The sequence below is a fragment of the Pseudoduganella rivuli genome, from assembly GCF_009674485.1.
Taxonomy (GTDB): domain Bacteria; phylum Pseudomonadota; class Gammaproteobacteria; order Burkholderiales; family Burkholderiaceae_D; genus Rugamonas; species Rugamonas rivuli_B.
Genome location: NZ_WKJJ01000010.1, coordinates 141923 through 162078 on the forward strand (window position 1 = coordinate 141923; position 20156 = coordinate 162078).

Annotated in this window: 20 protein-coding genes; 12 read left to right on the forward strand and 8 right to left on the reverse strand. The window is 61.1% G+C overall.

Annotated features, from left to right (window positions below):
- Positions 1–69: 69 nt before the first annotated feature.
- The 4 genes from GJ700_RS17120 to GJ700_RS17135 are packed head-to-tail and all read left to right on the forward strand — an operon-like array spanning position 70 to position 2295.
- Complete coding sequence (locus GJ700_RS17120) at positions 70–264, forward strand: zinc-finger domain-containing protein (protein WP_154376005.1); 195 nt, start codon at positions 70–72, stop codon at positions 262–264.
- Positions 265–292: 28 nt separating this feature from the next.
- Positions 293–718 carry a YybH family protein gene (locus GJ700_RS17125; protein WP_154376007.1) on the forward strand — a complete coding sequence of 142 codons (426 nt, stop codon included), beginning with the start codon at positions 293–295 and terminating at the stop codon, positions 716–718.
- Positions 719–725: 7 nt separating this feature from the next.
- A complete protein-coding gene (locus GJ700_RS17130) occupies positions 726–1718 on the forward strand; it encodes a YheT family hydrolase (RefSeq protein ID WP_154376009.1) in 993 nt (330 codons plus the stop codon).
- Between the two features lies 1 nt (position 1719).
- The gene (locus tag GJ700_RS17135) at positions 1720–2295 is read left to right on the forward strand and encodes a DUF2946 family protein (protein WP_154376011.1); all 576 of its coding nucleotides are present in this window, start codon (positions 1720–1722) and stop codon (positions 2293–2295) included.
- Positions 2296–2325: 30 nt separating this feature from the next.
- Here the strand turns inward: GJ700_RS17135 and GJ700_RS17140 are convergent, their stop codons facing one another.
- A complete protein-coding gene (locus GJ700_RS17140; protein WP_371868014.1) occupies positions 2326–3861 on the reverse strand; it encodes a M48 family metalloprotease in 1536 nt (511 codons plus the stop codon).
- 74 nt (positions 3862–3935) lie between these two features.
- On the opposite strand from GJ700_RS17140, the gene moaC reads away from it, so the two are divergent.
- Both moaC and GJ700_RS17150 read left to right on the forward strand, forming a co-directional pair.
- On the forward strand, positions 3936–4439 hold the full coding sequence (gene moaC / locus GJ700_RS17145) for a cyclic pyranopterin monophosphate synthase MoaC (protein ID WP_154376013.1): 504 nt from the start codon (positions 3936–3938) through the stop codon (positions 4437–4439).
- Between the two features lie 90 nt (positions 4440–4529).
- Positions 4530–5243 (forward strand): flagellar brake protein, encoded by a 714-nt coding sequence (locus GJ700_RS17150; RefSeq protein WP_154376015.1) that lies wholly within the window; start codon positions 4530–4532, stop codon positions 5241–5243.
- A gap of 63 nt (positions 5244–5306) precedes the next feature.
- Here the strand turns inward: GJ700_RS17150 and GJ700_RS35515 are convergent, their stop codons facing one another.
- The 7 genes from GJ700_RS35515 to recA all read right to left on the reverse strand — a co-directional run bounded on the left by GJ700_RS35515 (position 5307) and on the right by recA (position 11224).
- Complete coding sequence (locus GJ700_RS35515) at positions 5307–5762, reverse strand: pilin (RefSeq protein WP_154376017.1); 456 nt, start codon at positions 5760–5762, stop codon at positions 5307–5309.
- A gap of 213 nt (positions 5763–5975) precedes the next feature.
- On the reverse strand, positions 5976–6584 hold the full coding sequence (locus GJ700_RS17160) for an FHA domain-containing protein (RefSeq protein WP_154376019.1): 609 nt from the start codon (positions 6582–6584) through the stop codon (positions 5976–5978).
- 69 nt (positions 6585–6653) lie between these two features.
- Positions 6654–7535 (reverse strand): succinate--CoA ligase subunit alpha, encoded by an 882-nt coding sequence (sucD, locus tag GJ700_RS17165; protein WP_154376021.1) that lies wholly within the window; start codon positions 7533–7535, stop codon positions 6654–6656.
- A 14-nt stretch (positions 7536–7549) separates the two neighbouring features.
- Positions 7550–8716, reverse strand: a complete 1167-nt coding sequence (gene sucC / locus GJ700_RS17170; RefSeq protein ID WP_154376023.1) for an ADP-forming succinate--CoA ligase subunit beta — start codon at positions 8714–8716, stop codon at positions 7550–7552.
- A gap of 36 nt (positions 8717–8752) precedes the next feature.
- The gene (locus GJ700_RS17175) at positions 8753–9361 is read right to left on the reverse strand and encodes a DUF2889 domain-containing protein (RefSeq protein WP_154376025.1); all 609 of its coding nucleotides are present in this window, start codon (positions 9359–9361) and stop codon (positions 8753–8755) included.
- A gap of 249 nt (positions 9362–9610) precedes the next feature.
- The gene (gene recX, locus GJ700_RS17180; protein WP_154376027.1) at positions 9611–10066 is read right to left on the reverse strand and encodes a recombination regulator RecX; all 456 of its coding nucleotides are present in this window, start codon (positions 10064–10066) and stop codon (positions 9611–9613) included.
- Between the two features lie 78 nt (positions 10067–10144).
- Positions 10145–11224 (reverse strand): recombinase RecA, encoded by a 1080-nt coding sequence (recA, locus tag GJ700_RS17185; RefSeq protein WP_154376028.1) that lies wholly within the window; start codon positions 11222–11224, stop codon positions 10145–10147.
- Positions 11225–11399: 175 nt separating this feature from the next.
- On the opposite strand from recA, the gene GJ700_RS17190 reads away from it, so the two are divergent.
- From GJ700_RS17190 to GJ700_RS17215, 6 genes are all read left to right on the forward strand, one after another.
- The gene (locus GJ700_RS17190) at positions 11400–12092 is read left to right on the forward strand and encodes a response regulator (protein ID WP_154376030.1); all 693 of its coding nucleotides are present in this window, start codon (positions 11400–11402) and stop codon (positions 12090–12092) included.
- Between the two features lie 8 nt (positions 12093–12100).
- Positions 12101–13615: a sensor histidine kinase gene (locus GJ700_RS17195; RefSeq protein WP_371867998.1), complete on the forward strand. Its 1515-nt coding sequence runs from the start codon at positions 12101–12103 to the stop codon at positions 13613–13615.
- Positions 13605–13874 carry a DUF4212 domain-containing protein gene (locus tag GJ700_RS17200; protein WP_371867999.1) on the forward strand — a complete coding sequence of 90 codons (270 nt, stop codon included), beginning with the start codon at positions 13605–13607 and terminating at the stop codon, positions 13872–13874. Before GJ700_RS17195 ends, GJ700_RS17200 begins: the two co-directional genes overlap by 11 nt.
- Positions 13871–15910: a sodium:solute symporter family protein gene (locus GJ700_RS17205; RefSeq protein ID WP_154376032.1), complete on the forward strand. Its 2040-nt coding sequence runs from the start codon at positions 13871–13873 to the stop codon at positions 15908–15910. The genes GJ700_RS17200 and GJ700_RS17205 overlap by 4 nt, the downstream gene beginning before the upstream one ends.
- Positions 15911–15998: 88 nt before the next feature.
- Entirely contained in the window at positions 15999–18071 is a 2073-nt protein-coding gene (locus GJ700_RS17210; RefSeq protein WP_371868000.1) for a S9 family peptidase, read from the forward strand.
- A complete protein-coding gene (locus GJ700_RS17215; protein ID WP_154376034.1) occupies positions 18068–20146 on the forward strand; it encodes a prolyl oligopeptidase family serine peptidase in 2079 nt (692 codons plus the stop codon). Before GJ700_RS17210 ends, GJ700_RS17215 begins: the two co-directional genes overlap by 4 nt.
- The last annotated feature ends 10 nt before the right edge of the window (positions 20147–20156 follow it).

A 20156-nucleotide genomic window follows, 5' to 3' on the forward strand; every position in this document is an offset into this window, starting at 1 on the left:
ATTTTTGCTCGCTGCCCGAATCCGTTAGAATCTGTGCTTTATCAGTTACCGCTTCCGGAGATAGCCAAGATGACCAACGCCACCACTCAAGCCGTCGAACTCGAAGGCAAGGACTTGCCGGCCCACTGCCCGAACCCAGCCATGCCGCTGTGGTCGTCGCACCCGCGCGTGTTCCTCGACTTCAACCACGACGGCGAAGCCAAGTGCCCGTACTGCGGCACCGCTTACCGCCTGAAGCCGGGCACGGTGGTTCCGCATCACTAATCCTTCCCTACATCGCCCGGAGCGCACCATGCCTACCAGGAAAAAGCAGTTGAACGGCAGCGCCGCTGAAGTCGAAGCTGCTTTTTACGATGCGATGAACCGGGCCGATGTCGATGCGCTGATGGCGCTGTGGGCCGATGACGATGAAATCGCCTGCATCCATCCGGGCGGCCCCCGCCTCGTGGGCCACCGCGCCATCCGCGAATCGTGGTCGCTCATCCTGGAACACGGCGGCCTGCACATCATGCCGTCCGTGCTGCATGAAACGCACAACCTGATGTGCTCCATCCACTCGGTGGTGGAAGGCGTGACGGCCGCCAGCGGCGAACCGGCGCACCTGGTCGCCAGCAACGTCTATATTAAAACGCCGAAGGGCTGGCGCATCGTCCTGCACCATGTGTCCGTTGCCCCCGGCCCCGTACCGGTTGAAAATCCCGCGCAAATGCTGCATTGATGCCCGCATGAAGTACACCGCCCCACTCTGGCTCCCCAGCGGCCACCTGCAAACCATTTATCCGGCCACCTGTATCCGCAAACCGGACGTCAGGTTCCGGCGCGAACGCTGGTCCGCCCCGGACGGCGATTTTATCGATGTGGATTTTGTCGATGGCGACGCGGGCAAACCGTTTGTCGTGTTGTTCCACGGGCTGGAAGGGTCGTCGGACAGCCATTACGCGCGGGCGCTGATGGCGGAATTGCAGGCGCGGCGCTGGTCGGGCGCGGTGCCGCATTTCCGTGGCTGCTCGGGAGAACCCAACCTGGCGCCCCGCTTTTACCATTCCGGCGACGCGCAGGAAGTCGACTGGATCGTGCGCCGCCTGCACACCCATGCGCGGGACCGGGCCTGTTCACGCTTTTACGCCACCGGCGTGTCGCTGGGCGGCAATGCCTTGCTGCGCTGGCTGGGCGAATCGCAGGGCCAGGCCGGCTTTGTCGATGCGGCAGCGGCCGTGTCGGCCCCGCTGGATCTGGCGCGCGGCGGCGATGCGTTGTCGCGCGGCTTCAACCGCGTCTACACCCGCATGTTCCTGAACACCCTGAAGCCGAAGTGCGTGGCCAAGCTGAAGCAATTCCCCGGCCTGTATGACTTGCAAGCATTGCAGGCGGCCAACGATTTATACGCTTTCGATAACGTGGTAACCGCGCCGCTGCACGGTTACCGCGATACCGACGATTACTGGCACCGCGCCAGCGCCAAACACGTGCTGATGGATATCACCGTGCCGACGCTGGTACTCAACGCCCTGAACGATCCCTTCCTGCCCGGTATACATTTGCCGCGCCAGGCCGCACCGTGCGTCACGCTGGACTATCCTGAACAGGGTGGCCACGTGGGCTTCGCCGCCGGCGGCGTGCCCGGCAGTCTCGCGTGGTTGCCGCAGCGTTTGCTGCATTTCCTGGAAAACCCGGCCGCCAGCCGCGCCGGAGCGGCGGCACAACACTGCGAGGCATAACATGGACGAGATCGTCAAACAGGCGCTGGCGAAATGGCCCAATGTGCCCCATTGCTACGGCTGGCTGAACCTCGATGCGCGGGGCAACTGGCGGATGCGCGATGAACGCGCCCAGCATTTGAACTTGCCGGGCGATAAGCTGACCAATGCAGCGTTGGTGGGCTTCATTGTCCGCAATTACGACCGCGACGAGCGTGGCTGCTGGTATTTCCAGAATGGGCCGCAGCGCGTCTATGTCAACCTGGAAGCGGCGCCTTTTGTCTGCCGCACGGATCCGGTCCACGGCTATGTCTTGCATACGGGCGCACCGCTGGCGACGATCGATGAGGCGTGGCTGACGGAAGACGGCCACCTGGTGCTGCGCAGCGGCGACGTGGTAGCGCAACTGGATGACCGCGATATGGCGCAGGCCATGGCGCAATTTGTGCCGGAAGGCGATGACGCCCTGGCCGCGTGGATGGATGGGGCAGATCTGGCGCTGCAATTGAAAACCACACAAGGTTCACTGCCACTGCAACGCCTGGCCAGCGCCGACATGCCGGGCAAGTTCCAATACCAGCAAACGCCAAACCCATAGGGCGGATGCCACGCAGCCGCCATGCCGGCATCACGGCTCCTTGTACTTGTCCCCCATTGCTTCCTTGCGCCGCTGCTTGAATTCCCGCTCGCGCGCATCGATCTGCGACTGGTCATAAAACGACGCGTCGGCCGACTTGCGCGCCAGCCCCAACTGGTCGATGGCGGCCAGCATGCCGCCTTGCAGCATGTACGATTCCGCCAGCGCCATATGCTGCAACGCCATCTTGCCCTGCTTCGCATACGCTTCCGCCAGTAAATCAAACCCTTCCGGTTCTTCGCGGTATTGCTGCACCTGGTCGCGCAGGAAGCGGGCCGCCTCTTCCAGCTTGCCGGACAAGATCATGGCCTTCGCGTACTGGTGCACGATGCCGCGCGACAGCGGGTATTTCTGGTGCGCGCTTTCCGACTCGGCCAACGCCGCGCCAATGACCTGTGTATTGCTTTCCTGCGCCAGCTTGATGTCCAACGACAGGCTGGTAAACACTGTGGGCGCCGCATCCTGTCGCGCCACGCTGAGCGCACCGGCCGGCGGCGGCGCGTTGACCGTCGCGAGTGCCTTGTCGAGCCAGCTTTGCGCGGCGACGAAATCGCCCTTCTTCAACATGGCAAACGCCAGCCCATACTGCCCGGCAGTCTTTTGCTGCCGGTTATCCTGCAACAGCAAATCCTGGAAATAGCGGATCGATTCCGCCAGCCCCTGCGAACTTTCATCCTGCAGCACACGGGCGCGGGCGCGGACCAGGTGGAACGCCAGGCTGTCGGCCCGCTGCCGGTAAGGCTGTTCGCGGATGCGGGCCTGGATATCGGCAATACGCTCCGTCGTCAGCGGGTGCGACAACAGGTAAGCGGGCACGTTGTCGCTGTAATTGCGGGTCGCCGTTTGCATGCGCTGGAAAAACGCCACCATGCCGCTGGTGTCATAGCCCGCTTCGCCCATGATCTGGAAACCCACGCGGTCCGCTTCCCGTTCCGCATCGCGGCCGAAATTCAACTGGCGCTGGATGGCCAGGCCCTGCCCGCCCATCATGACGCCCATTGCCGCATCCGGACTGGATTTCATGGCCAGCGCGGCCAGGATCATGGCTGCCAGAGGAATCAGCGCATCGGTCTTTTGCTGGCCCAGTTGGCGCGCGATATGGCGCTGCGCCACGTGGCCGATTTCATGTCCCAGCACGGACGCCAGTTCCGATTCATTTTGCGCGGCCAGCAACAGCGCGGAGTGCACGCCGATAAATCCGCCCGGCAATGCAAAGGCATTGAGCTGGTTATCGCGCACGGCAAAGAAGCCATAATTAAAACTGGCTTCGCCGCGCGCACCGGGATGCGCCGCCACCAGCTTGTTACCCAACTCGTTCAGGTATTCCAGGATTGGTTCATCGTCGAGGTAATCCTTGTTGCTGCGGATCTCGTACATGATTTGCTCGCCCAGCTTGCGTTCCATCAAGGGCGACAATTCCTGCCGTTCCGTATCGCCCAGGTTGGGCAGATTGATCGGCTTCGATGGCGTCACTTGCGCGCCGCCTTGTGGCGCGGCCAACAAGGTAGATAACGCGAGGGGGACTATCAGGCGGGATGAAAAACGTTTGAGATTCACGATGCTATGATACCTGTCAACACCAGCTAGGAATCTCACTATACATGAACACCACCAGCAATGACGAGAACGCAGGCCTGACCCACTTTGACGCCACCGGACAAGCGCATATGGTCGATGTCGGCGCCAAGCAGGAAACCCACCGGATCGCGGTTGCCAGCGGCAACATCAAGATGAAGCCGGAAACCCTGGCCATTATCGTATCGGGTTCGGCCAAGAAAGGCGACGTACTGGGCATTGCCCGCATTGCCGCCATCATGGCGTCCAAGCGCACCAGCGATTTGATTCCCCTGTGCCATCCACTGGCGCTGACCAAGGTTGCCGTGGACTTCGACGTGGACGAGCCCAACGCCACCGTCCACTGCCGCGCACAAGTGGAAACCTACGGCAAGACCGGGGTGGAGATGGAAGCGCTGACCGCCGTGCAGGTGGGATTGCTGACGATTTATGACATGTGCAAGGCCGTGGACCGGGGCATGGTGATGGGCAATATCCGCGTCATGGAAAAGCATGGCGGCAAGTCGGGCGACTGGAGTGTGACCAGTTAATTCGCATACATAACCCGCGCACAATCATGCCTAATTTGCAACCTGCGGTATATAATTGCCGCCCGGACATGGTTACAGCAAAGGACAGGCATGACCAGCAGTACAGCGGCAGCGGAGGCGCGCACGCAGGACGTTGAGTTCGAGCAAATGAACCTGCAAGTGGGCGGACGGATCCAGTTGATCACGCACCGCACGCTGAAGCCGATCCAGCATTTTTCCACGGTCATTGGCTGGATCAAGGATGAATACATGATCGTCAAGGTGCCGCTGGAAAACGGCGCCCCGGTGTCGCTGGCCGAAGGCGACAAGCTGACAATCCGTGTCTTTTCCGGCGTCAACGTCTGTGCTTTCTCCACCGTCGTGCTGCGCGTCTTCGACCGCCCGCTACTGTATGCCCATGTCGCCTTCCCCACGCACATCCAGGGCACCAGCCTGCGCACAGCCATGCGCGTGAAGGTCGACATTCCGGCCCAGCTGGCTTGCGCGGGCGGCGTCAAAGCCAATGTCTACCTCGTCAATCTCAGTGTATCCGGCGCGCTGCTCGAATCGGAATCGCCGCTGCCGTCAGGTAACGAGAAAGTTGGTTTGTCATTCACGCTGCTGGCGCCGCCGGATAACCGGCAAGTGCTGGTCAACACCTATGCGCATGTGCGCAACACCAATGCCATCAAACCCGCTACGCAGGAACGGCCGCCAATGCACACGTATGGCGTGCAATTTTCCGGACTGGATCCGAGCCACTATACGTTGCTGCAAAACCTGACGTATGAAGCGTTGATTGCGGACCGGCAAAAGATTGTTTGATGTCCAAAAACAAAAAACCCGGTTGCTTTCGCAACCGGGTTTTTGAAGATCATTCAAGCCTGATTAGATCTTAGGCAGGAACTTGGAATCGACAGTGCCAGTGATTGCCGTGGTGCATTGTGCGCCATCAACGCAGGTCAGTGTGTAGACGATGTTTTTGGTATCCACGCCGGAATTACCGGTGCCTTGCATCACGACGGTCACCGTGCCGGTGGTGGCGCTAGTGCCGGAAGCAGTTACCGACGTCACATACTTGCTGGTGATCGCGGTAGCAGCTGGCAGACCCAAGGTCGCATTCGTGGCGCCATTCAAGCTCCCTTCGCTAAACGCTTGTGCGAGTGCATTACGTGCTGGTGCAGAGAGGCCATTTGCTTCGCTGACTTTCGATTTTGCGGTGTAATCGCTGTACGCAGGAATCGCCACGGCAGCCAGGATACCGATAATGGCAACCACGATCATCAGTTCGATCAGGGTGAAGCCGGCTTGTGCTTGCTTCTTGATTTGTTTAATGGATTTCATTTTGACTCTCCTCAGGCGGTGATTGGTACAGGTTGTTTGGTGCCACGGTTGAGTAAGAGCAAGTGGTGTGCCAGCCTGTTTTTGCCGTTGAGAACACTGATTTACGACAATTTCTGTCAATCGGCGCCTTGCGGTTGACGATTTTTGTCAATCGCTGAGCAGAATTTGTCAGCCCGCATGGTCAAAAATTGGCAACTGACGGATTTTGTCAGTTCAATCTTGTCGAAATGCCATTTGGGTGCCACTGAGGTCAATGATATCGCCGCTTTTCAGGCGGACCGGCTGCTTGCCCAGCAAAGCGCCATTGACCTGAGTAGGCGCGTCGCCCTCCACCTGGGCAATCGAATACGCGTCCACGCCACGGGAAATCACCACCACTTGCACCGTAGGACGACCCAATGTCGTCAAAGGCTTAGTGAGTGCCAACTGTTTACCTGCATTCGCGCCATTCAATACTTCGACCCGGGCCGGCGGTATGCCGGCCTGCGGCAGCGGTACGGTCGCGTCTGAGGGCGCGGCCGATTGCGGCCGCACGCCATCGGCCAGGTAGTCGATCTGGTATTTGGCCAGCTTGATGGCATCGCCATGCTGCAGGAAGTGTTTGCCGATGCGCTGGCCGTTGACGAAGGTGCCGTTGGTGCTGCGCAGATCTTCCAGGAAAGAATCATCGAGGATGGTCGTGATGACGGCATGTTCGCCGCTGACGGCCGGATGGCTGAGCACGATGTCGTTATGGCTGCGGCGGCCGATGGTCATTCGTTCTTTGGTTAACGCAATTTCCTGTTCAACCACGCCATCCAGCGCAATGATGATCTTCCCCAAGCCGCTGCCTCCATCGGAAATAAAAAGGGGAGCTTGACGCTCCCCCTTATTATTCACCAAAAGCTTGAATTACAGCATTGCTTTCAGCAGACGCGCCATTTCGGACGGGTTCTTGGTGACGGTAATGCCGCAGGCTTCCATGATTTCCAGCTTGGCTTCCGCGGTATCGGCGCCGCCGGAGATCAGCGCGCCGGCGTGGCCCATGCGTTTGCCCGGAGGCGCGGTCACACCAGCGATGAAGCCAACCACTGGCTTCTTCATGTTGTCCTTGATCCAACGTGCCGCATTGGCTTCGTCCGGACCACCGATTTCACCGATCATGATCACAGCGTCGGTGTCTGGATCTTCGTTGAACATGCGCATCACGTCGATGTGCTTCAGGCCGTTGATCGGGTCACCGCCGATACCAACTGCCGACGACTGGCCCAGGCCCAGTGCGGTCAGCTGACCCACTGCTTCATAGGTCAGCGTGCCCGAACGGGACACCACGCCGATACGGCCTTTCTTGTGGATGTGGCCAGGCATAATGCCGATCTTGATTTCGTCAGGGGTGATCAGGCCTGGGCAGTTCGGGCCCAGCAGCAGGGTTTTCGAACCGGCTTTGGCCATGCGGTCTTTGACTTCCATCATGTCGCGGACTGGAATGCCTTCGGTGATGCAGATGGCCAGGTCCAGTTCGGCTTCAACGGCTTCCCAGATCGCAGCGGCGGCGCCTGCTGGCGGCACGTAGATCACGGAAACGGTCGCGCCGGTTTCCGATTTGGCTTCTTTCACGGAAGCATAGATTGGAATGCCTTCGAAGTCTTCGCCGGCTTTCTTCGGGTTCACGCCAGCAACGAAGGCGTTTTTGCCGTTCGCGTAGTCGCGGCACATGCGGGTGTGGAACTGGCCGGTCTTGCCGGTGATGCCCTGGGTGATGACTTTGGTGTCTTTGTTGATCAGAATAGACATGTTGGTTCCCTTAATTATTTACCTGCTGCAGCGGCGACAACGCCTTTTGCTGCATCTTCCATGGTGTCGGCGGAGATGATCGGCAGACCGGAGTCAGCCAGCATTTTCTTGCCCAGATCTTCGTTGGTGCCCTTCATGCGCACGACCAGCGGCACTTGCAGGGAAACGGCTTTCGATGCGGTGATCACGCCTTCGGCGATCACGTCGCAACGCATAATGCCGCCGAAGATGTTCACCAGGATGGCTTTCAGGCCAGGGTTCTTCAGCATGATCTTGAACGCTTCGGTGACTTTCTCGGCCGTAGCGCCACCGCCCACGTCGAGGAAGTTGGCAGGTTCGCCGCCGAACAGCTTGATGGTGTCCATGGTTGCCATGGCCAGGCCGGCGCCATTCACCAGGCAGCCGATGTTGCCGTCCAGGGAGATGTAAGCCAGGTCGAACTTCGATGCTTCGACTTCCGCTGGATCTTCTTCGTCCAGGTCGCGGTAAGCAACGATTTCAGGATGACGGAACAGCGCGTTGGAGTCGAAGTTGAACTTCGCGTCCAGGGCGATGACTTTGCCCGAACCAGTCAGGATCAGCGGGTTGATTTCAGCCAGCGATGCGTCGGTTTCCCAGTACGCTTTGTACAGGCCCTGCAGGTTGGCGCGCGCGTCGGCGATCGATTCGGCAGGCACGCCGATTTTCGCAGCAACAGCGTCGGCATCCGCGTCGGTCAGGCCGACAGCTGGATCGATCACGACATTGTGGATCAGTTCAGGGTGCTTTTCAGCGACTTCTTCAATGTCCATGCCGCCTTCGGAGGAAGCCATCAGGACCACGCGCTGGGTAACGCGGTCGGTCACCAGCGATACGTACAGTTCTTTCTTGATGTCCGCGCCTTCTTCGATCAGCAGGCGGCGTACTTTCTGGCCTTCAGGACCGGTCTGGTGCGTGACCAGCTGCATGCCCATGATCTGGTCCGAGTACTCTTTCACTTGTTCCAGCGACTTGGCAACTTTCACGCCGCCGCCTTTACCACGGCCGCCAGCATGGATCTGCGCCTTGACTACCCACACCGGGCCGCCCAGGGTTTCAGCAGCTTTCACTGCCTCTTCCACGGACATGCACGGGATACCGCGCGGAACCGTCACTCCGAATTTTCGGAGGATCTCTTTGCCTTGATACTCATGGATTTTCATGCTGGCTTCCCTTCTGATTGGTACTGATATAAATGGTTAAATTGCGTGGTTACTATCGGGGGCTTCTTCTGCGTGCGCCTGTTCAGCCGGTTTTGCCACCCAGCGCGGGTAGAAGCGGGCAACCGCCCCGCCATCGGTGCGCAAGGCATGGCATTTATCGAGCTGAAACGGCTTGTTATGCGGCACGTCGGCGCTGGCCCCATCATGCGTGGGCCAGACATCGTTGGCGAAAGCCTGGACTGCCGCCGTTGGCAAGACCTGGGCCAGTTCCGTAATGTGGGTACAACCAGCGATGCCGTTCAAGCGCTGCTTGAGTTCATGCCGGAAACCTTTTAACAAGTTCAGTCCCACCAGCGCCTGGTAAGCAGGGGCGATGGTGTCGCAAAAACCCGGGTACGGAACGGAGGCGGAATCGGCTTCGGCTGCAACGATATTCAGTTGACGGTCCACGGTGATGCGCAGCCATAAATCATGCAATGGCTGGCCAGCGGGACGCAGGCCGGAAGCGAGCAGGGTGTCGTTTTCTTTGATGTCGGTAATATGGGCGTCGAGGTCCCAAAGGCCATCCTCGCGCGCATACGCCTGGATGTCTATGGCACGCGTGTGCCGTAGCGCACGTCGAGAGACTGGAGTTGACAAGGACATAATACCGATGCCGCTTTAGCGGCAGAAATTAAAAGCAGCCATGTACTTTTAAGCATCAAAAAGCACGTTGCCGCAGCTTCTACGGACAACCACCGCCCCCGCGGTGCTGCAAAAACCGTCAAAGTGTAGCACACGATTGCGCGAGTTGCGATGTGCCTTATATCAACTAGCAGGCAAACAAGCACTACTTAGTAATTATTTATGGCAGTGTGGTTGCAAGTGTTTTAACGCTGCGATGGTTACTGGCCCTCACTCGTCGTCGTCCGGGCTGCCCTTCAATGCTTCACGCACCGCCTTTTGCGAAAAGCCGCGCTGGATCAAAAACCGCATTTGTTTGGCTTTTTGCTGCGCATCTTCCGCCACCACGCCGAACTTGCGGCGCCACACGTCGATGCAGCGGGCCGTTTCATCTTCCGCCAGCCCCGCTTTTAATTCCTGCAGCGCTTCACCATGGATGCCGTGGCTTTGCAATTCCGCCACGATGCGGCTGGCGCCATAGCGGGCGGAGCGGCGGTGAATCAGTGACTCGGAAAAGCGTTCCTGCGACAGCCAGTTATTCTTTTCCAGGAAATCCAGCAACGCTTCCACATCGTCGCCCTCTTCCGCATGGCGGGCCAGCTTGCGGCCCAGCTCGAGCCGGCTGTGCTCGCGCGTGGACAGCAGGCGCAGCGCACGGGCTTTCAGGCTGGGTTTGGGCATGGGCATGGCGGACTCCGGAAATGACAAAGGCGGATTATGCGCTTGCGCGCTAATCCGCCTCTCAAGAATTACTTAATGAACAGCTTAGTCGACAGCTTTCAGCTTCGGCGCCGGTGCAACGGCTTCATCGTCAGCGGATGGCGGCAATTCACGCACGCCCAGTACGGTACGGACCTTGTTCTCGATTTCACGCGCCAGGGCTGGGCGTTCTTTCAGGAAGATACGGGCATTGTCCTTGCCCTGGCCGATACGCTCGCCGTTGTAGCTGTACCAGGAACCGGATTTTTCCACGATCTTGTGTTCGGCGCCCAGGTCCAGGATTTCGCCTTCGCGCGACGTGCCTTCTCCATACAGGATGTCGAAGTGTGCTTCGCGGAACGGTGGCGACACCTTGTTCTTGACGACTTTGACCTTGGTTTCGTTACCGATCACTTCATCGCCGGACTTGATGGAACCGGTGCGGCGGATATCCAGGCGTACCGAAGCGTAGAACTTCAGCGCATTACCGCCGGTCGTGGTTTCCGGGCTGCCGAACATCACACCGATCTTCATACGGATCTGGTTAATAAATACCACCAGCGTATTGGTACGGTTGATGGAACCGGTCAGCTTGCGCAGCGCCTGCGACATCAAACGTGCCTGCAAGCCCGGCAGCGAATCGCCCATGTCGCCTTCGATCTCGGCGCGTGGCGTCAGCGCGGCGACGGAGTCGACCACCACCATGTCCACACTGCCGGAGCGCACCAGCGCATCGCAGATTTCCAGCGCCTGTTCACCCGTGTCCGGCTGCGAAATCAGCAGCTCGCTCAGGTTCACGCCCAGCTTTTGCGCATACACCACGTCCAGCGCGTGTTCCGCGTCGATGAACGCACAGGTGCCGCCCAGCTTTTGCATTTCTGCAATAGTCTGCAGGGTCAGCGTGGTTTTACCGGACGATTCCGGACCGTAGATTTCCACCACACGGCCGCGTGGCAAGCCGCCAACGCCCAGGGCGATATCCAGGCCCAGCGAACCGGTCGACACGGTTTGCACTTCTTCGATCGGCACACTGGAATCCATGCGCATCACGGAGCCCTTGCCGAATTGCTTTTCAATTTGCGCCAGCGCCGCGGCCAGCGCCTTGGCTTTGTCCGCTGCGGATACTGCGGCTTTCTTGTCGTCCATGATGGTCTCTCAGCTTAGGGTGATCAATGCGTGATTGCGTACAGGTGATACTGTATAAAAATCCAGTGGTTTTTGCAAGCGCTGTTTTCACCGGTCCGTGCAAACAACGTAAAAGCTGGCAATGTTAAGCAAACTCTTACAAAATACCAACTCCCGCAGCTGATTCGAATCAACCATGCGTATTTTACTTGCCGAGGACGACAGCGTCCTGGCCGACGGTCTCACCCGCTCGCTGCGCCAGTCCGGCTATGCGATCGATTGCGTCAAGAATGGCCAGGAAGCCGATACCGCCCTGTCGACCCAGGAATTCGATTTACTGATCCTGGACCTGGGCTTGCCCAAGATGCCGGGGCTGGAAGTGCTGCGCCGGCTGCGCGCGCGCGGTTCGCTGCTGCCGGTGCTGATCCTGACGGCGGCCGATTCGATCGAGCAGCGCGTCAATGGCCTGGACCTCGGGGCCGACGATTATATGGCCAAGCCGTTCGCGCTGTCCGAACTGGAAGCGCGCGTGCGGGCGCTGACGCGGCGCGGCCAGGGCGGCGGCTCCACCGTCATCAAGCACGGCCCGCTGACCTACGACCAGGTCGGCCGCAGCGCCTATATCAATGACCAGATGCTGGATTTGTCCGCGCGCGAACTGGGGCTGCTGGAAATCCTGCTGGCCCGCACCGGGCGCCTGGTGTCGAAGGAACAACTGGTCGACCACCTGTGCGAGTGGGGCGAGGAAGTGTCGAACAACGCGATTGAAGTGTATGTGCACCGCCTGCGCAAGAAGATCGAGGTCGGCGGCGTACGCATCGCCACGGTGCGGGGACTGGGCTATTGCCTGGAAAAGTTCAGCGACGCCCCGCGCCCTGAATCCAAATAAAGCACCCGGTGAGCAGCGGCCCCGCTCTCGATGACGGCCAGTCCGACTGGCAGGGGGACCGCCACGACGGCAGCGCGGAAATCCAGCATTCGCTGTTTGGCGAAATCCTGGACTGGATGCTGGCGCCGCTGCTGCTGCTGTGGCCCATGAGTATCGCCATCACCTACCTGGTGGCGAAGTCCATCGCCAATCAACCGTTCGACCACGCGCTGGAAGACAGCGTCACCGTGCTGGCCCAGCAAATCCGCGAAGTCGACGGCCGCATCGTGCCCCGCACCGGCGGCTCCGCGCGCGATTTGCTGCGGGCCGACGACGTCGATACCGTGTATTACCAGATCGTCGCGCCCAGCGGCGAAGTGCAGGATGGCGACCGCGAACTGCCGCAGCCGCCCGAAGACGACCGCGACCGCCCGGGCGCCGTGCACTTCAGGAATGGCAACATGCACGGCACCCAGGTGCGTATCGCGTATTCGTTCGTGGTGCTGGAAGACCGGGGCGCGGAAGAAACCCGCCTGGCCTTGGTGCAGGTGGCGGAAACGCTGGAAAAGCGCGCCAAGCTGGCCAATGAAATCATCAAGGGCGTGATCCTGCCGCAATTCATCGTGCTGCCCATCGTGCTGGCGTTGGTCTGGTTTGCGCTGTCGCGGGGCCTGTCGCCGCTGGCGCAATTGCAGGAACGCATCCGCGCCCGCAACCCGGACGATCTGAGTCCCATCGATGCACGCCAGGTGCCGGAAGAAATCACCCCGCTGGTGGGATCGCTGAACGACATGCTGGAACGGCTGTCGCTGTCGATCGACATGCAAAAGCGCTTTATCGCCGATGCCGCGCACCAGATGAAAACCCCGCTGGCCGGGATGCGCATGCAGTCGGAACTGGCGCTGCGCCAGACCGACCAGGGCGAAATCCACCGCTCGCTGGAACAGTTGGCGAAAAGTTCGGAAGCGGCGACGCGCCTGGTGAACCAGTTGCTGGCGCTGGCGCGGGCGGAAAACCAGCCACAGGCCGGCGCCGCGCTGCTGCCGCTGGATTTGGCGGAACTGGCCCGCAGCGCCGTGCGCGACTGGGTTCCCGCCTCGTTCAACCACCGCATCGATCTTGGCTATGAGGGGCCGGACGACGGCGTCACGATTGCCGGCAATCCCACCATGCTGCGGGAAATGCTGTCCAACCTGATCGACAATGCGCTGCGCTATACGCCGCCAGGCGGCGCCGTCACGGTGCGCGTGCTGGGCGCCGGCGGCATGGCCGTGGTGGAAGTGGAAGACACGGGCCCCGGCATTCCGGAAACGGAACGGGGACACGTGTTCGAGCGCTTTTACCGCATCCTGGGCAACGCGGCGGAAGGCAGCGGCCTGGGGCTGGCCATCGTGCGCGAAATCGCGCAGCAGCATGACGCCACGGTGGAACTCACGTCGAACCCGCGCAGCACGGCGCCGAAAATGCCCGGCTGCCTGTTCCGCCTGACCTTCCCCCTGTACAGCCCTCCCCCTCCACCGGAAGCCATGGAATATGATGCTTGAGGAACGCCGGCGCGCATTGCGCCACGAGCACTGGCGGCAAACCCGCGACATCACGGCGGCATTGCTGCTGCTGTGGGTTGCCACCATCTTCAGCGCCGTCTTCTTCGCGCGCGAGTTGAGCGGCATGGCGCTGTTCGGCTGGCCGCTGTCGTTTTACCTGGCCGCCCAGGGGGCCTTGCTGGTCTTCCTGTCCATCATCGGCGGCTATGCATGGCGCATGCGCGTGCTGGACCGGCGCTACCAGGACCAGGTCAGATGAAACGCACGTTCTTCCAGCGCCTGTCGCGCTACTACCTGTTATTCACCGGTGGCTTTGGCTGCTTCCTGGTGGCGCTGGCCATGCTGGAAAAAGAAGGCATGCCGCGCGTGTGGATCGGCTACCTGTTCATGCTGGCCACCATCACCTTGTACGCGTTCATTGGGCTGGTCAGCCGCACGTCGAACGTGTCGGAATACTATGTCGCGGGACGCCGCGTGCCCGCCCTGTTCAATGGCATGGCGACGGCGGCCGACTGGATTTCCGCCGCCAGTTTCATCAGCCTGGCCGGCACGCTGTACCTGCACGGCTTCGACGGCCTGGCGTACATCATGGGCTGGACCGGCGGCTACTGCCTGGTGGCGCTGCTGATCGCGCCCTACCTGCGCAAGTTCAGCCAGTACACGATTCCAGACTTCCTTGCGGCCCGCTATGGCGGACCGCATCATGGCCGCATCGTGCGCATGATGGCGGTGGCCGCCACCATCATCGTGTCGTTCACCTACGTGGTGGCGCAAATCTATGCGGTGGGGCTGATCGCGTCCCGTTTCACGGGTGTGGACTTTTCAGTCGGTATTTTCCTGGGGCTGGCCAGTATCCTCGTGTGCTCGTTCCTCGGCGGCATGCGCGCCATCACGTGGACCCAGGTGGCGCAATACATCATCATCCTCGTCGCGTTCCTGATTCCCGCCATCTGGCTGTCCGCCAAGCATGGCGGCAATCCGGTGCCGCAAGTGGCATACGGCAAACTGTTGCCGAAGTTGACGGCCCGCGAGCAGGCGCTGCAACACGATCCGAAAGAACAGGAAGTGCGCCGCATATACCAGGAGCGCGCCGCGGCCTACGCGGAAAAAGTCGCCGGCTTGCCCGGCACGTGGGATGCGGGCCGCTTCGAAGCGCAGCGCCAGCTCGATGCGGTCAAGCAGCGCAACGGCACCCTGCTGGAAATCCGCCTGGCGGAAAAAGCGCTGCTGGCCTATCCGAAGACTGTGGAAGAAGCGCAGGAAGCGTGGGATGCGGCGCGCCGCTATTATGAACAGCGCGCCACGCCCCCCGCGCCGCACGCGGAACCGTTTGCGGCGGCCACCGCGCAGGCGTCGGACGTCAAACGCAACAACTTCCTCGCACTGGTATTTTGCCTGATGGTGGGCACCGCCGCGCTGCCGCACATCCTGATGCGCTCCTACACCACGCCGTCGGTGCATGAAACGCGGGTGTCCGTGTTCTGGACGCTGTTCTTCATCCTGCTGATTTACCTGACCATCCCCGCGCTGGCCGTGATGGTGAAATATGACGTGTATACCGCCATGGTGGGCAGCAAGTTTTCCCAACTGCCGACGTGGGTGTCGTACTGGGCCAACGTGGACCGCGTGCATCCGCTGATCAGCATTGCCGACATCAACCGCGACGGCATCGTGCAACTGGCGGAAATCGCCATCGATGGCGACGTGCTGGTGCTGGCCACGCCGGAAATCGCCGGCTTGCCCTACGTGATCTCCGGCCTGGTGGCCGCCGGCGGCCTGGCCGCCGCTTTGTCCACGGCCGATGGACTGCTGCTGGCCATCTCCAACGCCCTGTCGCACGACATCTATTATCAGACCGTCGATCCGCACGCTTCCACGCAAAAGCGCGTGACGATTTCCAAGCTGCTGTTGCTGGCGGTGGCCTTCATTGCCGCCTATGCCGCATCGACCAAACCGGCCGACATCCTGTCGCTGGTATCGGCCGCGTTTTCACTGGCCGGCTCCACGCTGTTCCCGGCGCTGGTGCTGGGCGTGTTCTGGCAGCGCGCCACGCGCCAGGGCGCCGTGGCCGGCATGGCGATCGGTTTCCTCGTGTGCGTGTATTACATGCTGCACACCAATCCGATTTTGGGTGGCAGCGCGGCCGGGCAATGGTTCCAGATCGCGCCCGTGTCGGCGGGGATTTTCGGCGTGCCGGCCGGGGCGCTGGCAATGATCGTCGTGAGCTGGCTGACACCGCCGCCGGGCAAGGATGTGCTGGCGCTGGTCGACTACATCCGCACGCCGGAAGCTTGAGAAACGCTAGAGGGAGTTGTCAGGCAGGCTAGTCAAATTGGCAGCACGATGTTATTCTAAAGAAATTATCTTCTTTGTAACGTACGTCGTGCCGCTCCCATCCCTTCGCCTGACTGCCCTCGCAGTTGCCACCGCCTTATCCCTGTCCATCCCATGCCACGCGGCCGCCGCGCCGCTGGCGCCGGCCGCAGCTTCTGCCGCCATTCCCGCTGCGGATTTCTTCAACAACCCGGATTTCAGCGCGGCCCGGCTGTCGCCCAGCGGCCGCTACCTGGCCGCCAAGCGCGTCGCGGAAAATGGCCGCGAGCAGCTGGCCGTGGTGGACCTGGTCAACACGTCGGCCAAATCCGTCGCCAACTTCAAGGACACGGACATCGGTTACTTTGCGTGGATCAGCGATCAGCGCCTGCTGTTCGACACCACCGACAAGCAAATCGGCCAGGGCGCCCGCCGCTATGGTCCCGGCCTGTATGCGGTAAACAGCGACGGCCAGCAATTCCGCCAGCTGGCGCGGCACAACAATCCCTTCGTCCGCAATGGCGGCGACGACAACATGCTGCCATGGCATACCTTCATGCTGCATGCCGACGGCGCGCAAAATTCCGACCAGGTGTATGTCGCCAACATCAACATCAATGCCCCCGGCGATTTCGACCACGTGGAATTGCTGAAGCTGAACACGAAGACCACGCGCCATACCACGGTCGAGGGTCCCGGCGACACGCGCGACTGGCTGCTGGACGCGAAAGGCGAGCCACGGCTTGCCATCACCCATGAAGCGGGCCAGCAAATCCTGCACTACCTGGACCCGAAAACCGGGGCCTGGCGCAAGGTGGCGTCCAACCCCATGTTCACGGGCGGCAAAGGCGCCTTCCAGCCGCTGGCCTTCGGCAGCGACGGCACGCTGTACGTCAGCACCAGCACCGGCAACGGCATCGCCGCCGTCCATACGATGGACCTGGAAACCGGCGCCATCAGCCCGAAACCGCTGATCAGCCTGGACGGCTACGATTTCAGCGGCAAGCTGATTTTCAACAACGGTAAATTGCTGGGCGTACGCTTCCTGGCCGACGGCGAGGGCACGCAATGGTTCGACGCCGCCATGCAGGGCGCGCAAAAGGAAATCGACGCCAAGCTGCCCCGCACCGTCAACATCGTGACGCCGCCGACCCACGCGGAAACGCCGTACTTGCTGGTGGAAGCGTATTCGGACCGCCAGCCGCGCGCGTACTTCATTTACGACACGGAAAAGAAGACGCTGAACCTGGCGGGCCATAGCCACCCGAACATCAAGTTATCGCAAATGGGCACGCAAGACTTGCAGCACTATGCGGCGCGCGACGGCATGAAGATTCCCGCCTGGCTGACCACGCCGGCCGGCGCCGGCAAGAATTTGCCGATGGTGGTGCTGGTGCATGGCGGCCCGTATTCGCGTGGCACGGCCTGGGGCTGGAAACCGGAAAGCCAGTTCCTCGCGTCGCGCGGCTACGCGGTGCTGGAACCGGAATTCCGCGGCAGCACCGGGTTCGGTTACCAGCATTTCCACGCCGGCTGGAAACAGTGGGGCTTGAAAATGCAGGACGATATTGCCGATGGCGTGAAATGGGCCATTGCGCAAGGCATCGCCGATCCGAAACGGATCTGCATTGCCGGCGCCAGCTATGGCGGCTATGCCGCCATGATGGGCCTGGTGAACGATCCTGGCCTGTTCCAGTGCGGCATCAACTGGGTCGGCGTCACCGACATCAACCTGCTGTTTACGGGCCACTGGCGCTTCACATCCGACTTGCCGCCCATGTGGAAAAAATACGGCATGCCGGAATTGATCGGCGACCCGGTCAAGGATGCCGAGCAATTCAAGGCCACGTCGCCGCTGCAGCAAGCGGCGCGCATCACGCAACCATTGCTGCTGGCCTATGGCGGCGCCGACATGCGCGTGCCGATCATCCACGGCACCAGGTTCCGCGACGCGCTGAAAGCCACCAACAAGCAAGTCGAGTGGATCGAATATGAAGAGGAAGGCCACGGCTGGGCCTTGCCAAAAAACCGCATCGATTTCTGGACCCGCGTGGAACGCTTCCTCGACAAACAAATCGGCGCTGGCGCTGCCGCCAGCACAGCCAGCGCAGCTACGACTAAACCAACCCCATCCGCACCATGAACCATATCGTCATGCGGCCGATCGCCGCCTTCCTGATTGCCTTGCCACTGGCCGCCGCCTCACAGGCGCCGGCCAGCCAGCCTGCACAACCAGTGCAACAGGCTGCCGCGCAAGCCGTGCCATCGCTGGCCGACTTCTTCAACAATGCCGAGTTCAGCGGCGCGAAACTGTCGCCCAGCGGCCGCTACCTGGCCGCCAAGCTGGCGGCCCCCAATGGCCGCGAACGGCTGGCCGTGGTGGACCTGGCCACCCACGCTGCAACGTCAGTCGCGTACTTCAATGATGTCGACGTCGGCGCCTTCACGTGGGTCAACGACGAACGGTTGCTGTTCAACACCACCGACAAGCAACTGGGCCAGGGCGACCGCCGCTACGGCCCCGGCCTGTATGCGGTGAACCGCGATGGCGAGAAATTCCGCCAGTTGGCGAACCGCACCGGCAACTTTATCTCGGCGCCCACCGTCGCCCGGCAATTGTTGCCATGGCATACCTTCATGCTGGGCCAGGATGGCGCGCAAAATTCCGAATTTGTCTATGTCAGCAGCAGTGTCTACAACCGGCCCGGCGACTGGGAAGCGGAAAACCTGCTGCGCCTGAACACGCTGACGGGCCACCACGCCACCGTGCAACGTCCCGGCGATACCGATAGCTGGCTGCTCGATGAAAAAGGCGAGCCGCGCATCGCCACGACATCGAAAAAAGGCAAAAGCACCGTGCACTTGCGCGATCCGCAGACGGGCGAATGGCGCGTGCTGGTGGAATTCGACACGTTCATAGGCGGAAAAGGCGCCTTCCGGCCGCTGGCTTTCGGCCCGGATGGCGTATTGTACGTGGTGGCGCACCGTGGCCGCGACAAGGCTGCCGTGTTCACGTTTGACCTGGCCACCGCCAAGCTCAGCGACAAGCCCGTGATCGAACTGGATGGCTATGACTTCAGCGGCAAGCTGATCTTCAGCGATACCAAGCTGATCGGCGTACGCTACACGACCGATGCCAGGGGCACGATGTGGCTCGACGATGCGATGAAAGCCGTGCAGGCGGAAGTCGACGCCAAGCTGCCCAACACCGTCAACCTGGTGACGCCGCCGAAGCGCCCGGAAACCCGGAACGTCCTGGTGGAATCGTATTCCGACCTGCAACCGGCCGTGACGTTCATTTATGACCGCGAAACCAAAGCGCTGGCCCTGGTAGGTGCGTCGCACCCGAAAATCCAGCCCGCGCAGATGGCGCCGCAGGATGCCGTCAGCTATACGGCGCGCGACGGTTTGCGCATTCCCGCCTGGCTGACCACACCCAAGGGCCAGGGCAAAAACCTGCCGATGGTGGTGCTGGTGCACGGCGGCCCCTATGTCCGTGGCGGCGAATGGGGCTGGAATCCGCAAGCCCAGTTCCTCGCATCGCGCGGCTACCTGGTGCTGGAGCCGGAATTCCGGGGCAGCACCGGTTTCGGCGACAAGCACTTCCGCGCCGGCTGGAAGCAGTGGGGCCTGAAAATGCAGGACGACGTGGCCGACGGCGTCAAATGGGCCATCGACAAGGGCATGGCCGATCCCAAGCGGATCTGCATCGCCGGCGCCAGCTATGGCGGCTATGCCACGCTGATGGGACTGGTGAACAACCCGGAACTGTTCAAGTGCGGTATCGACTGGGTCGGCGTGACCGACATCAGCCTGCTCGCCAATGGCCACTGGAGCTATACGTCCGATCTGTCCGACATGTGGAAACAATACGGTTTCCCGGTGCTGATCGGCGACGTGGAAAAGGATGCGGAACAGTTGAAAGCCACGTCGCCCCTGCAGCAGGCCGCCCGCATCACGCAGCCGCTGCTGCTGGCCTATGGCCGCGCCGACCAGCGCGTACCGCTCTACCATGGCAACAAGTTCCGCGACGCCGTGACGGTCCATAACAAGCAGGTCGAATGGGTGGTCTATGAAGAAGAAGGCCACGGCTGGGCCTTGCCGAAAAACCGCATTGATTTCTGGGGCCGTGTGGAGAAATTCCTGGACAAGAATATCGGTGCAGGCAGCATCGGCAACACCAGCAATGCCGGCAGCACGGGCAATACAGGCAAATAAGGAAAGCAAC